The sequence below is a fragment of the Streptomyces sp. NPDC017246 genome (assembly GCF_044331325.1).
Lineage (GTDB): Bacteria > Actinomycetota > Actinomycetes > Streptomycetales > Streptomycetaceae > Streptomyces.
Map to the genome: position 1 here is coordinate 14,643 of NZ_JBIRMW010000022.1, position 13,735 is coordinate 28,377.

At 72.0% G+C, this 13,735-nt stretch carries 10 protein-coding genes and 1 pseudogene; 6 read left to right on the forward strand and 5 right to left on the reverse strand.

Going from position 1 to position 13,735, the window contains the following annotated elements:
* Positions 1–81 precede the first annotated feature (81 nt).
* The 5 genes from ACH4MY_RS34825 (at position 82) to ACH4MY_RS34845 (ending at position 5,948) form a co-directional block, all read left to right on the forward strand.
* Entirely contained in the window at positions 82–1,839 is a 1,758-nt protein-coding gene (locus tag ACH4MY_RS34825) for a purine-cytosine permease family protein (protein WP_398008370.1), read from the forward strand.
* Positions 1,840–1,994: 155 nt separating this feature from the next.
* Positions 1,995–2,174, forward strand: a complete 180-nt coding sequence (locus ACH4MY_RS34830; protein ID WP_398008372.1) for an SPOR domain-containing protein — start codon at positions 1,995–1,997, stop codon at positions 2,172–2,174.
* A gap of 40 nt (positions 2,175–2,214) precedes the next feature.
* Positions 2,215–2,667 (forward strand): (deoxy)nucleoside triphosphate pyrophosphohydrolase, encoded by a 453-nt coding sequence (locus ACH4MY_RS34835; protein WP_398008374.1) that lies wholly within the window; start codon positions 2,215–2,217, stop codon positions 2,665–2,667.
* 143 nt (positions 2,668–2,810) lie between these two features.
* Positions 2,811–3,233 (forward strand): ATP-binding protein, encoded by a 423-nt coding sequence (locus ACH4MY_RS34840; RefSeq protein ID WP_398008376.1) that lies wholly within the window; start codon positions 2,811–2,813, stop codon positions 3,231–3,233.
* 144 nt (positions 3,234–3,377) lie between these two features.
* Positions 3,378–5,948 (forward strand): SpoIIE family protein phosphatase, encoded by a 2,571-nt coding sequence (locus ACH4MY_RS34845; RefSeq protein ID WP_398008378.1) that lies wholly within the window; start codon positions 3,378–3,380, stop codon positions 5,946–5,948.
* A 122-nt stretch (positions 5,949–6,070) separates the two neighbouring features.
* On the opposite strand, the gene ACH4MY_RS34850 is transcribed toward ACH4MY_RS34845, so the two are convergent.
* Both ACH4MY_RS34850 and ACH4MY_RS34855 read right to left on the reverse strand, forming a co-directional pair.
* Positions 6,071–6,778, reverse strand: a complete 708-nt coding sequence (locus tag ACH4MY_RS34850) for a PspA/IM30 family protein (protein ID WP_398008380.1) — start codon at positions 6,776–6,778, stop codon at positions 6,071–6,073.
* A gap of 53 nt (positions 6,779–6,831) precedes the next feature.
* The gene (locus ACH4MY_RS34855) at positions 6,832–8,940 is read right to left on the reverse strand and encodes a TPM domain-containing protein (protein ID WP_398008382.1); all 2,109 of its coding nucleotides are present in this window, start codon (positions 8,938–8,940) and stop codon (positions 6,832–6,834) included.
* Positions 8,941–9,100: 160 nt separating this feature from the next.
* On the opposite strand from ACH4MY_RS34855, the gene ACH4MY_RS34860 reads away from it, so the two are divergent.
* Positions 9,101–10,120, forward strand: a complete 1,020-nt coding sequence (locus tag ACH4MY_RS34860; RefSeq protein WP_398008384.1) for a hypothetical protein — start codon at positions 9,101–9,103, stop codon at positions 10,118–10,120.
* A 120-nt stretch (positions 10,121–10,240) separates the two neighbouring features.
* Here the strand turns inward: ACH4MY_RS34860 and ACH4MY_RS34865 are convergent, their stop codons facing one another.
* From ACH4MY_RS34865 to ACH4MY_RS34875, 3 genes and pseudogenes are all read right to left on the reverse strand, one after another.
* A complete protein-coding gene (locus tag ACH4MY_RS34865; protein ID WP_398008386.1) occupies positions 10,241–11,011 on the reverse strand; it encodes a succinate dehydrogenase/fumarate reductase iron-sulfur subunit in 771 nt (256 codons plus the stop codon).
* Entirely contained in the window at positions 11,008–12,903 is a 1,896-nt protein-coding gene (locus ACH4MY_RS34870; protein WP_398008388.1) for a fumarate reductase/succinate dehydrogenase flavoprotein subunit, read from the reverse strand. Before ACH4MY_RS34870 ends, ACH4MY_RS34865 begins: the two co-directional genes overlap by 4 nt.
* Before the next feature lies 1 nt (position 12,904).
* Positions 12,905–13,734 (reverse strand): annotated as a pseudogene (locus tag ACH4MY_RS34875) (hypothetical protein).
* Position 13,735 lies beyond the last annotated feature (1 nt).

The window sequence follows — 13,735 nt, forward strand, 5'->3', positions numbered from 1 at the left end:
CCGTGTGTCGACAACCCCCGTCACGCCGGGCTCCTACTTTCCTCGTCCGTACCCGCGCACCGGTCGGACGAAGGAACCCTCATGACGAACACGGTCACCACCCCTACCCCGGAGCCGGGCGGGGCCCCCTCCCGGGCCCTTGAGGCACCGGGAGAGGCCGCGCCGCCACCCGGCCCCCGCCGCGGTTACGCCAAGCTGGCCGCCGACGAGAGCCGCGAGGACTACTCGCTGCGCTACGCCCCGCACTCGTTCCGCCGCTGGTCGCCCGGGACGGTGGCCGGGACCGCCCTCGGCGGCATCGCCTACCTCGCCGACTTCGCGATCGGCGCCTCGATCGTCTTCACCTACGGCTTCGGCAGCGGACTCGCCTCGATCCTCACCGCCGCCACGCTCATCTTCCTCACCGGCATCCCCATCGCCCGGGCCTGTGCGACCTACGGCCTGGACATGGACCTGATCACCCGCGGCGCCGGCTTCGGCTACTTCGGCTCCACGCTCACCTCGCTCATCTACGCCTCCTTCACCTTCATCTTCTTCGCGCTCGAAGGCTCGATCATGGCCCAGGCCATGCATCAGGCCGTCGGCCTGCCGGTCGAGATCGGATATCTGATCACGACCCTGATCGTCATCCCGATCGTCTTCCGCGGCATGGGCGCCCTCGCCAAGGTGCAGGCCTGGACCCAGCCGATCTGGCTCATCGGCATGGTGCTGCCCTTCGTCGTCCTGGCCTTCGAGGCCCCCGACGCCTGGGGCGCCTTCGCCTCCTTCGGTGGCACGGAGGGCGCCGGTGCGGGCTTCTCGTGGATCGGCTTCGGCCTCGGCACCGGGGTCGCGCTCTCCCTGATCGCCCAGATCGGCGAACAGGCCGACTATCTGCGCTTCATGCCCGCCAGGACGGAGGCCACGAAGCGCCGGTGGAACCTCGCCGTCCTCGCCGCCGGGCCCGGCTGGGTCGTCATCGGCGCGGCCAAGCAGCTGGGCGGCGCCTTCCTCGCCTTCGTCGCCCTGGAGGCCGTCGGCACGACCCACGCCCTGGAGCCGATCGCCCCGCAGATCGAGGCGCTCAAGCCGTGGCTCGGCACGTTCGCCCTGCCCGCCGCCGCGCTCTTCGTGATCGTCTCCCAGGTCAAGATCAACGTCACCAACGCCTACAGCGGCTCGCTGTCATGGTCGAACTTCTTCTCCCGCGTCACCCACCGCCACCCCGGGCGCGTCTGGTACATCTTCCTCAACCTCGCCATCGCGCTGACGCTGATGGAGATGAACATGTTCGCGGCCCTGAACAAGCTGCTCGGGTTCTACTCCAACGTCGGCATCGCCTGGATCACGGCCGTCGCCGTCGACCTCGTCATCAACAAGCGGGCCGGCTGGAGCCCCCCGTACATCGAGTTCAAGCGCGCCTATCTGTATGCCGTGAACCCGGCGGGCTTCGGCGCGATGGTCATCGCCTCCCTGGTCTCGATCCTCGCCTTCTTCGGTGCCTTCGGTACCTACCCCCAGGCCTTCTCCACGTTCATCGCCGCCGGTCTCTCCCTCGTCCTCTGCCCGCTGATCGCCTGGGCGACCAAGGGCCGCTACTACCTGGCCCGTCCCAACACGGTGAACGGCCCGGCCGCGGGCGCCTTCGACGAGCGGGCGACCCATCTCTGCGCCGAGTGCGAGACGGCGTACGAGCTCCCCGACATCGCCGACTGCCCGGTGCGGTCCGGTCCCGTCTGCTCCCTCTGCTGTTCGCTCGACGCCACGTGCGGGGACGTCTGCCGCAAGGACCCCGAGGGCGCGGGCGGGCCCGTCCTGATGCCCGTGCCGACCGTCCCCGGGGCGGCCCCCGGGGCGTGACCTTCGGCCTCCCTCCGTCGGTTCCCGGCCGATCCGTATCTCTTTGTGCAATTCCGTATCCGCTGTGTGAAGGTCAGGCGTAAGCTCCGGCATATGCGGATTGCGGTTTCCCGGAGATCCTTGGCGGCATCCGGACCGGCGGAGGGAGAAGTCTGATGACCGACAGCGGCCCCGACCTCGCCTGGCTCGTCATTCGGCAGGACGACAACGGCAACCGCTACCGGGTGGGGCGGTACGCGACCAAGGACGAGGCGCAGCGGATCGCGGACAGCCTCGACGACCGCGGCCACAAGCAGCTCTACTGGGTCGAGCGCATCAGCACCCCCGCCCTCTGACCCCGGCGGGTGCCGGCCCGTCCGGGCTACGCTCGCGCCCATGACCGAACGCACCACCCGCCCCGCCGCGCCCCAGGATCCCGTCGTGGTCGTCGTCGCGGGCGCCCTGTACGACCGGGGGCGGCTGCTCGCCGCCCGCCGCAGCGCCCCCGTCGAGCTCGCCGGCCGCTGGGAACTGCCCGGCGGCAAGCTGGAACCGGGTGAGAGCCCGGAGGAGGCCCTGGTCCGCGAGCTGCGGGAGGAACTGGGCGTCGAGGTCGAGCCGGGCGAGCGCATCCCCGGCGAGTGGCCGCTGAAGCCCGGATACGTCCTCCGGGTGTGGACCGCCCGGCTGCTCTCCGGCGAACCCCGCCCGTTGGAGGACCACGACGCGCTGCGCTGGCTCTCCCGGTCCGAGCTCGACTCGGTCGACTGGCTCGACCAGGACCGCCCCGCCGTCGCCGAGGCCGCGCTGAGGCTCCCCGCGGCCCCCGATGCCGGAGCGCACGGCTGAGTTTCTACGCCGTTCGTGCCACCGTGCGCCCGCTGCTGCGCCCAGCGCGATATCCCGCCCCAAATATCGGGTATGTCCTGATTGACCCGTTGAAAGAGGACGTGGGCCTTCCTGCTGACGTACGGCTGGGGAAGTGATCGGGTGTGATCGACACCGACGGCGACCGCGCCGAGTGGAACTTCCCGGCGGAGGCGAACGCCGTGCGCACGGCCCGGCACGCCGTGCGCGAAACCCTGAGGGCCTGGGAGCTCGACTCGGCCCTCGGTGATGTGACCGTCCTGCTGGTCAGCGAGCTGGTGACCAACTCGCTGAGGTACGCCTCCGGGCCGATCGGGGTCCGTCTGGTCCGCCCCAGGCCCGACGGCACGGACCCCGACCACCAGCCCGCGCTGCTCGTGGAGGTTTCCGATCCGCTTCCGGATCCGCCGACCGAGCGCGCCCCCGGGCCCGAGGACGAAGGGGGCCGTGGACTCGGCCTCGTGGCCTGCTCCGCACGCCGCTGGGGGACCCGTAAGGGAAGGACCGGCAAAACCGTATGGTTCGAGCTGGCTCTCCCTGGTGAGTAAACAGGGTGGGACAACGATCACCGGTACTCGGCGAGAGACGACCGAGACCACCCTGTGATCGTGAACGTCGTGCCGTCGGGGCCTGCCGTATTGAATACTGCGGGCATGGCCGGTCCGGTGCGGTGAGCTGGAGGGGACGGTCGCGTGAGCGAGATACCTGAGCAGGCGAGTGGCGGCGTCGTGTGGCAGAGCAGCCCGCCCGGCTCCATCTACGACTACATCCGGGTGGCGTCCTTCTCCATCGGGCCCGACGGTCTCGTCGAGCAGTGGAGCCGACGGGCCGTGGACCTCTTCGGTGTCACCGCCGAGGAGGCCATGGGCAAGGACCCCGTCGAGGCCTTCATGCCCGCCGACCTGCGCGAGCGGGGCCGTCGACGGGTCCGGGAGATCCTCGACGGCAAGGAGTGGACAGGCCTCGTCCCCTTCCGGATTCCCGGTGAGGAGCGGCCCCACGGCATCGCCGAGATGTACGTCATGCCGAGCGAGACCCAGTCCGGTGAACGGGCCGCGCTGTGCGTCGTCGTCGATGTGCGCGCCCTGCGGCGCATCGAGACGGACCTCGCCGCTTCCCAGGCGATATTCGGCCAATCCCCCTTCGGCTTTCTCCTCTTCGGCACCGACCTCACCGTGAAGCGGGCCAACCGGCGCTTCGCCACCGTCTTCGGCGGCTCCGCCGACGACCACCGCGGCCGGACCGTCCACGACTACCTCAACCGGCCCGAGGCCGACCGGATGACCGCCGCCCTCCGCAGCGTCCTGGAGACCGGGGAGTCCGTCACCGACTTCGAGATCGTCGGCGCCGCGCCCGGCGCCCGGGACCGCCGCCACTGGTCCATCAACCTCTACCGGGTGCACAGCGGCTCCGGCCGCCCGATCGGCGTCGCCGGCCTCGGCATCGACGTGACCCGCCGCCACAACGCGGCCAGGGAAGCCGCCAGCGCCCGCCGCAACCTCGCCCTCCTCAACGAGGCCGGCGCCCGCATCGGCAACTCCCTCGACCTGGAGGCCACCGCCCGCGAGCTGCTCGCCGTCGCCGTCCCCGGCTTCTGCGACCTGGCCTCGGTCGACCTCTACCAGGGCCTGCTCACCGGCGACGAGGCACCGCCCGGCCGGTGGGGGAGCTCCCACGACGTCGGCTACGGGGCCGGCAGCGCCGAACTCCGCAGGGTCGCCGTCGCCAGCGCCGTCTCGGACACACCCCTCAGAACCGACGAGGGACACCGGCAGGACGGCGGCTGTTGCGGACCCGAACCGATCGAGGTCGGCGCCGTCCACCGCTACCCCTTCAACTCGCCCTGCGCGGGGGCCCTGCGCACCGGCCGCCTCCGGACCGTGCCCGGGGTCGACGGCGACCTCGTCCAGACCACCCTGGTCGTCCCGATGGTGGCCCACGACACCGTCGTCGGCCTCGTCCAGTTCTCCCGCACCAAGGGCAGCGAGTCCTTCGGCGAGCGCGACCGGGCGCTCGCCGTCGAACTCGCCGCCCGCGCCGCCGTCTGCATCGACAACGCGCGCCTCTACCGCCGCGAACACGAGCGGGCCCTGATCCTCCAGCGCAGCCTGCTGCCGCCCGGCGACCCCGAGGCGGCCGGCCTCGACATCGCCTGCCGCTACCTCCCCGGCACCGCCGCCACCGAGGTCGGCGGCGACTGGTTCGACGTCATCGAACTCCCCGGGCACCGCACCGCGCTCGTCATCGGGGACGTCATGGGCCGGGGCCTGCGCGCCGCCGTCGCCATGGGTGAACTGCGCACCGCCGTCCGCACCCTCGCCCAGCTCGACCTGGAGCCCGCCGAGGTCCTCTCCCACCTCGACGAGATCGCCCGCGGCCTCGGCGCCCCCATCGGCGCCCAGCAGTCCCGGGGCCACAAGTCCCGCGGCCCGGAACTCTCCGAGGTCTACCTCGCCACGTGCGTCTACGCCGTCTACGACCCGGTCACCCGGCGCTGCACCTTCGCCAACGCCGGTCACCTCCCGCCGGTGCTCGTCGAACCGGGCGAGGAGGCCCTGCTGCTCGACGTGCCCCCCGGGATGCCGCTCGGGGTCGGTGGCGAGCCCTTCGAGGAGGTCGAGGTCGAACTGCCGGAGGGAGCCCTCCTCGCCCTCTACACCGACGGACTCGTCGAGTCCCGCGACCATCCCCTCGACGAGGGCCTGAGCGCCTTCCGCCGCGCCCTCACCGATCCGGCCCGTCCGCTGGAGGACGTCTGCGACCGGGTCCTCAACAGCCTGGAGACCGGGCACGGCGAGGACGACATCGCCCTGCTCATGGCCAGGATCCAGGGACTGCCCAGCGAGGCGGTCGGCGACTGGCAGCTGCCCAGGGAACCCCGCTCGGTCGGCCGGGCCAGGGAGCTCGCCCGCACCCAGCTCAAGGCCTGGGACCTCGAACCGCTCGTCGACACCGTCGAACTCCTCGTCAGCGAGCTCGTCACCAACGCCCTGCGCTACGGCGAGGGGGAGATCCGGCTGCGGCTGCTCCGCGACCGCACCCTCGTCTGCGAGGTCTGGGACGCCGGCCTGGTCCAGCCGCGGCGCCGCCGCGCCAAGGACACCGACGAGGGCGGCCGCGGGCTCCAGCTGGTGGGGCTGCTCAGCTCCTCCTGGGGCTCGCGCCGGACCCCGCGCGGCAAGACCGTCTGGTTCGAACTGGCCCTGCCCGACGGCGAGGGAGCGGCGGAACCGACGGTGGAACAGCTCCTCAGCATGTTCTGACCGCCGCCGCGCCCAACCGGCCGCCCGCCACAGCCACGACCGGCCCGTGCGCCACGACCGGCCCAGCCGGCGCGGCCGGCTTCCGGGCCCCGGCCGGGCCCGACCGGGGGCAGGGCGTCCGGTCAGCGCTTGAGCGCCGCCAGCCGGGCCTCGATCTCGGCGCTGTCGCCCAGCCCGTCCAGCGCCTCGAACTGGGCGTCCAGGGAAGAGGCGGCGAGCTCCTGCTTGCCCATCGCCCGCGCCTCCTCCCGGCGCACCTTGTCCTCGAAGCGGCTCAGTTCGCTGGTCGGGTCGAGCACGTCGATGCTCTTCACGGCGTCCATCATCGTGTTCTGCGCCTGGGCCGACCGGGAGCGGGCCACCAGCTCGTCCCGCTTGGCCTTCAACTCGCCGAGCTTGGCCTTCATCTGGTCGAGGCCGGTCCTGAGCTTCGACACCACCTCGCTCTGCGCGGCGATCGTCGGCTCCGCCGTCCTGGCCTCCTTCTCCGACTGGAGCTGGCGGCCCAGCGCCACCTTCGCCAGGTTGTCGAAGCGGTCCGCCTCGGCCGTCTGCCCGCCGCCGCGCAGTTCGTCGGCCTTGCGGCTGGCGGCGAGTGCCTTGCCGCCCCACTCCTTCGCCGCCTCCACGTCCTCCTGGTGGTCCTGCTCCATCAGCCGGAGGTTCCCGATGGTCGTGGCCACCGCCTCCTCGGCCTCCGCGATGTTGTTCGAGTAGTCGCGGATCAGCTGGTCCAGCATCTTCTGCGGATCCTCGGCCTGGTCCAGCAGGGCGTTGATGTTGGCCTTCGCCAGCTGGGTGACCCGGCCGAGGATGGTCTGCTTGCTCATGGCTCTTCTCCTTGAGAGGGACAGAAAGGGGGAGGGCACCGCTCGCGCCTTCCTCAGAAACGGCCTCCGCCGCCCCGCCGGCCGCGCGTGCCGCCGCCGCCGAAGCTGCCGGGCCCGCCGCCGAAACCTCCGCCCCCGGAACTCCCGCCCGAACCTCCACCGAACCCCCCATGTCCGCCTCCCCTTCCCCCGCCGAACAGTCCGCCGAGGATGATGCCGCCGAGCACCGCACCGCCGAGCCCGCCGCCACCTCCACCGCCTACCCCTGATACACCGCCCAGGCCGTTCGGGTTCCCATAGGTCCGGACGTCCTGTTCGGCGAGGTCCTGGGCGCGCCGGGCCAGGGCGTCCGCCTGCTGGGCCTCCGCGAGGGCGGCCCCCGGGTCGTCCGCCTCGGCGAGCGCACGCGCCTTCTCCCAGCGCCGCTGGGCCTCGGCCAGGCGGGTGCGGGCCTCGCTGCCCACCGCGCCCCGGTGGGTGGTGACGTAGTCCGCGGCCGCTCCGATCGCCGAGCGGGCCGTCAGCATCGTCTGGTCGAGGAGCGCGCGGGCGCGTCGGCCGCCCGATTCGCGCTCCCTCGCGCCTTCGAGCGCCTCGTCGAGCGCCGTGTCGGCCTGCTCGACCCGGCGCAGGGCGTCCAGCGGGTCGTACCGTCCGGAGTCCACGACCCGCCGCACCTCCGCGAGCACCGATTCCGCGCGGGCGATCCGGCCCCGGAGGTCGGCCGTGGACACCCCTTCGGCGGTCCCCTGCAACAGGCCCCGGGCGTCCGCCAGGTCCGCGTCGGTCTCGGAGAGCGCGCCCGGCAGCTTGCCGACCGCCTCGGCGAGTTCCTGCGCCCGCCGGTCCACGGCCTCGATCAGCCGCGCCGCCTGGTCCACGGCGCCCTCGGCCGCCCGGATGTGGACGGCGGCCCCGCCGTTGTCGCCGGCATCGATCTGCCGGCGCGCCTGGTCGACGTGGGTGGTGGCGAACACGAGCCGGTCCTTGGCCTGCTCGACGTCGCCCGCGACGGGTGCGGCGGCCGTCTCGGCGTACCGCTCGCGCATCGCGGTGAGGGCGGCCTCGGCCATGCCCATCCGCCCGGTCTGCTCGCGGAAGGCTGCCTCGACCGTGTCCAGCGCCTCGGGCGCGGTCCGCTCCAGGGCCCGCAGCCGGTCGAAGTCCTCGCTCTCGGCGTCGAGGCGCGCGTTCGCCTCCGCGCAGCGCCGCAAGATCTCGTCCAGCATGGTCCGGCGGGTCGACTCGTCCTCGGGGAAGGAGTCGTCGAGTTTCTGCCGCAGCCGGAAGGAGGCCGTCAGCTGCTCCTCGGCGAAGGCGACCGCCTCGGTGAAGGGCTGTACGGCCTCCTCGCCGAACTGGGCGGACGCGAAGCCGAGTTCCTCCTGGCTGGTGCGGACGGCGTCGTCGGTGGCGACCAGGGTCTGCCGGGCCTGTCCGTCGAGCTCTTCGAGGGTCGGCGGCGGGGGCTCCGCGGGTGCGCCCCAGCCCCGGCCGCCCCCGGGTGTGGTGCGGGTCTCGGTCCGGCGGCGCCGCTTGACGAAGGCGTAGGCGGCCACGGCGCCGGCGCCGCCGACGAGGACCACGGGGAGGACCAGATCGGTCGCCGAGGTGCCGTCGTCGGACGCTCCGCCGGGATCGGCGGGCCCGGGGGTGACGGCCGGGGTGGGGACGGGCTGCCCGGCGAGGACGGCGGAGTATCCGTCGGCGGCGCCGATCGCGGCCCCCGCCCAGTCGTTCTGCCGCAGCGCGGGTTCGATCGCGGTCTGCGCGACCTCGTCGAGCTGGGCCTGGGTGAAGCGCGCGTCCGGGTCGGCGGAGTAGCCGTACCTGCGGTCGTGGGTGGCGACGGCGAGCAGGAGGTCGTCGAGTCCGAGGCCGTTGCGCTCGGCCGTCGCGTCGGCCCAGGCCTGTCCGGTGCGGCCGGAGAAGTCCCGTACGTAGACGACGAAGAGCTGGATCCGCCGTTCGTCGTAGAGCCGGTCGAGGGCCTCGGCCACGGAGGTGCGACGGTCGCCGAGGGCGTCCACCCGGTCGGTGATCTGTCCGTCCCGGGACAGGACGACGGGGTCGTCGGCGTGGGCACCGTGAACGGCGGGCACGAGGAGCCACCACGCCGCCACCAGTACCGCGAGAAGGGCTCGGGTGGCTATTCGCGTCACAAGGGGGAGGCTATGTCCGGGTATGTCGCTCCGCGACCGGACGGCTGGACCTCCCGCCCCGGACGGAAACCATTCTGCACAGCCTGGCGTCACTGTCAGTAGCCGCCGCTACGGTGTGAAGCGGTGGGACCAGTGACACGACGGCTCTTGGGGGGCTCCGGTGAGTGGACGACTGAGGAGAATGTGGCGACGGGGGCGCTGGCCGGTGCTCGTCCTTGTCCTCCTCCTCGTGGTGCCCCCGCTGTTCGGTGCGCTCGCCCTGCGCGTCAGCTACGCGGGCGACCTCAGGGCGGACGCGCGGACCCGGAGCAAGGACGCCGTCTGGCTCGGGCACGCCTGGGTCGACGGGCGGAAGAAGGACGCCGACCTCGCCGCGTTCGCCGCCCGGATCAAGGGCACGGGGATACGCGACCTGTATGTGCACGCCGGACCCCTGGAGCACGACGGCACCCTGCCCGCCGCCCGCTACCCGCGCGCCAAGTGGCTCATCGACGAGGTGCACCGCACGATGCCCGGGATACGGGTGCAGGCCTGGCTCGGTGACGTCCTGGCCACCGAGGGCCCCGACGGACTGCGCCTGGACAGGGACGGGTCCCGGGCGGCCGTCGTCACCTCGGCCCGGCAGATCCTGAACGTCGGCTTCGACGGGGTCCACTTCGACCTGGAGCCGCTGCTCTCCGACGACGCCGACTACCTCTCCCTCCTCGACGACCTCCGGAAGCTGACCCGGGCGCGGAGGGCGCAGCTGTCGATCGCGGCCCACCAGATCGACCCGCTGCCCGGCGCGCACTCGGTGAACGGCGCGCTCACCGGCAGGGAGAAGTGGTGGTCGCAGGAGTTCTTCGGGCAGGTCGCCCGGCGGGTCGACCAGATCGCCGTCATGTCGTACGACACCTGGATGCCGCTGGAGAGCCTGTACGGCGGGTATGTCGCCCAGCAGACCAGCCTGGCCCTCGAAGTGACCCCCGAGTCGACCGATCTGCTGATGGGGCTCCCCTTCTTCCACGAGGACGACCTCGGCCACCACGAGAACGCGGAGACCGTCGAGGCCGCCGTCCGGGGCGTCAGACTCGGCCTCGGACGCACCGACCCGGGACGTGAGCGGTTCGGTGTCGCGCTGTACGTCGACTTCGCGGCGGAGGAGGGCGACTGGGCGGCCTACCGCGCGGGCTGGCACTGAGCACCGAAGCCGGAAGGGGCACGGATACGGGTGCAGGTACGGACACGGGTACGGGTACAGGTACAGGTACAGGTACAGGTAGGGACACGGGTACAGGTACGGACACGGGTGCGGCGCCGGTCAGGTCCGCCGCCGCCTGATCGTGTCGCCCAGCCACACCAGCGGGGCGTACTTGCGGTCCACGACCCGCTCCTTCAGCGGGATCAGGGCGTTGTCGGTGATGTGGATGGACTCCGGGCACACGTCCGTACAGCACTTCGTGATGTTGCAGTAGCCGAGCCCGTGCTCCTCCTGGGCCGTCCGCCGGCGGTCGAGCCCCGCCTCCGCCGCCGCGTCCAGCGGATGCATGTCGAGCTCCGCGACCCGCATGAGGAAGCGGGGCCCGGCGAAGGCCTCCTTGTTCTCCTCGTGGTCGCGCACCACATGGCAGGTGTCCTGGCACAGGAAGCACTCGATGCACTTCCTGAACTCCTGCGAGCGCTCCACGTCCTCCTGCCGCATCCGGTACTCGCCGGGTCCGACCCCGGAGGGCGGCACGAACGCGGGGATCTCCCTGGCCTTCGCATAGTTGAAGGACACGTCCGTGACCAGGTCGCGCACGACGGGGAAGGCGCGCATCGGAGTCACGGTGATGACCTCGTCCCGGCCGAAGACCGACATCCGGGTCATGCAGAGCAGCCGCGGCCGGCCGTTGATCTCCGCCGAGCAGGAGCCGCACTTACCCGCCTTGCAGTTCCACCGCACCGCGAGATCCGGCGTCTGGGTGGCCTGCAGGCGGTGCACCACGTCGAGCACGACCTCCCCGTCGTGCACCTCCACGGTGTAGTCGGTCAGCGCACCGCCGTCGGCGTCCCCCCGCCACACCCGGAACCGCGCGTCGTAGGTACTCATGCGCCCCGCCCCCCTTCCAGTTCGTCCTCGGCGAGGTACTTGGCCAGCTCCTCTCGCTCGAACAGCGCGAGCAGATCGGGCCGGACGGGCTCCGTGCGCGTCCGTTCGAGCGCGATGCCCTCGCTGTCCAGGTGGCACCGCAGGTTCACCGGGCGCCAGGCGCGGTCCATCGCGGGACAGTCCTCACGGGTGTGCCCGCCCCGGGACTCGGTGCGTTCCAGGGCGGCGCGGGCCACGCACTCGCCGACGAGCAGCATGTTCCGCAGGTCCAGGGCCAGGTGCCAGCCGGGGTTGAACTGCCGGTGGCCCTCGACCGAGACGTGTCGGGCGCGCGCCCGCAGGGCGGCGATCCGCTCCAGGGCCTCGGCCATCTCGCCCTCCCGCCGGATGATCCCGACGAGGTCGTTCATCGTCTGCTGGAGCTCCTGGTGCAGGGTGTACGGATTCTCCGGGGCGTGCCCGTCGGGGGAGCCGAACGGGGCGAGGGCCTCCGTCGCCGCGGCCTCGACCTGGGAGGCGACCACTCCGCCGCCGACGCCCGACAGCGCGTACTGCGCCGCGTAGAGCCCGGCGCGCCGGCCGAAGACCAGCAGGTCGGAGAGGGAGTTCCCGCCGAGCCGGTTGGAACCGTGCATGCCGCCGGCCACCTCGCCGGCGGCGAAGAGTCCCGGCACACCCACGGTCGCGGCCGTCTCCGAGTCGACGGCGACCCCGCCCATCACGTAGTGGCAGGTCGGCCCGACCTCCATCGCCTCCGCCGTGATGTCGACGTCGGCCAGCTCCTTGAACTGGTGGTACATCGAGGGCAGCCGGCGCCGGATCGCCTCGGCCGGCATCCGGGTCGACACGTCGAGGAACACCCCGCCGTGCGGGGAGCCGCGCCCCGCCTTCACCTCGGAGTTGATGGCCCGGGCCACCTCGTCGCGCGGCAGCAGCTCGGGCGGGCGCCGGTTGTGGTCGGGGTCCTCGTACCAGCGGTCGCCCTCCGCCTCCGTCTCCGCGTACTTCTCCTTGAAGACGTCGGGGACGTAGTCGAACATGAAGCGCCGGCCCTCGGAGTTCCGGAGCACGCCTCCGTCTCCGCGTACGGACTCGGTGACGAGGATGCCCTTGACCGACGGCGGCCAGACCATGCCGGTCGGATGGAACTGCACGAACTCCATGTTCACCAGCGGTGCTCCCGCGAGCAGGGCGAGCGCGTGCCCGTCGCCGGTGTACTCCCAGGAGTTCGAGGTCACCTTGAAGGACTTGCCGATGCCGCCGGTCGCGAGGACGACCGCGGGCGCCTCCAGGACGAGAAAGCGCCCGCTCTCCCGCTCGTAGCAGAAGACCCCGGAGACCCGCCCGTCCCCGTCCTTCAGGATCCGGGTGACGGTGAACTCCTGGAAGACCTTCAGGCGTGCCTCGTGGTCGCCGGTCTCGCGGTGGTCCTCCTGCTGGAGTCCGACGGACTTCTGCTGGAGGGTGCGGAGCAGTTCGAGGCCGGTCCGGTCGCCGACGTGCGCGAGCCGGGGGTACTCGTGGCCGCCGAAGTTGCGCTGCGAGATCCGGCCGTCGGGGGTGCGGTCGAAGAGCGCGCCCCAGGTCTCCAGCTCCCAGACCCGCTCGGGGGCCTCCTGGGCGTGCAGCTCGGCCATCCGCCACTGGTTGAGGAACTTCCCGCCGCGCATGGTGTCGCGGAAGTGGGTCTTCCAGTCGTCCTGCGGGTGGACGTTGGCCATGGAGGCGGCGATGCCGCCCTCGGCCATGACGGTGTGCGCCTTGCCGAAGAGCGACTTGCAGATGACCGCTGTACGGGCGCCCGCACGGCGTGCCTCGATCGCGGCCCGCAGCCCCGCTCCGCCGGCGCCGACCACGATCACGTCCCACTGCTCTCGTTCGACGTGCGTCATCTCAGAAGAACCTCGGGTCGTCGAAGGTGCCGGTGGCGAGGAGGTACACGTAGAGGTCGCAGAGGGCGACGCTGATCAGGGAGGACCAGGCGAGGAGCATGTGACGGGCGTTCAGCCCGCTCACCCAGGTCCACAGGCGGTAGCGGACGGGGTGCTTCGAGAAGTGCTTCAGCCGGCCGCCGACGATGTGCCGGCAGGAGTGGCAGGAGAGGGTGTACGCCCAGATGAGGGTGATGTTGACGAGGAAGAGGAGCGTCCCGAGCCCCGCGTGGCCCCACTCGTAGTCGGCGTTCCGGAAGGTGAGCACGGTGTCGTACGTGAGGATTCCGGCCACCGGCAGCGCCGCGTAGAAGAAGTACCGGTGGAGGTTCTGCAGGAGGAGCGGGAAGCGGGTCTCGCCGGTGTACGTCCGGTGGGGCTCGGCGACCGCGCAGGCCGGGGGAGCCGCCCAGAACCCGCGGTAGTACGCCTTCCGGTAGTAGTAGCAGGTCAGCCGGAAGCCCAGGGGGAAGACCAGGATCAGCAGGGCGGGGGAGAGCCCCCACCAGCTGCCGAAGATCTCCCAGTTCGGCCCGCCCTTCATGGGGACGCAGTTCTCCGCCAGACAGGGCGAGTAGAACGGCGAGACGTAGGGGGCGGCGTAGTAGTCGGCGTTGGCGAAGGCCCGCCAGGTCGAGTACGCCACGAAGGCGAGCAGTCCGGCCGCGGTGGCGGCGGGGGAGAGCCACCAGCGGTCGGTGCGCAGATGGCGGGCGGCGATGGCGGCGCGCCCCGGGGAGCGCACGCCCGTCGCGGTGCGGTCGGTGCCGGGGGTTCCGTACCTGTGGCCAAC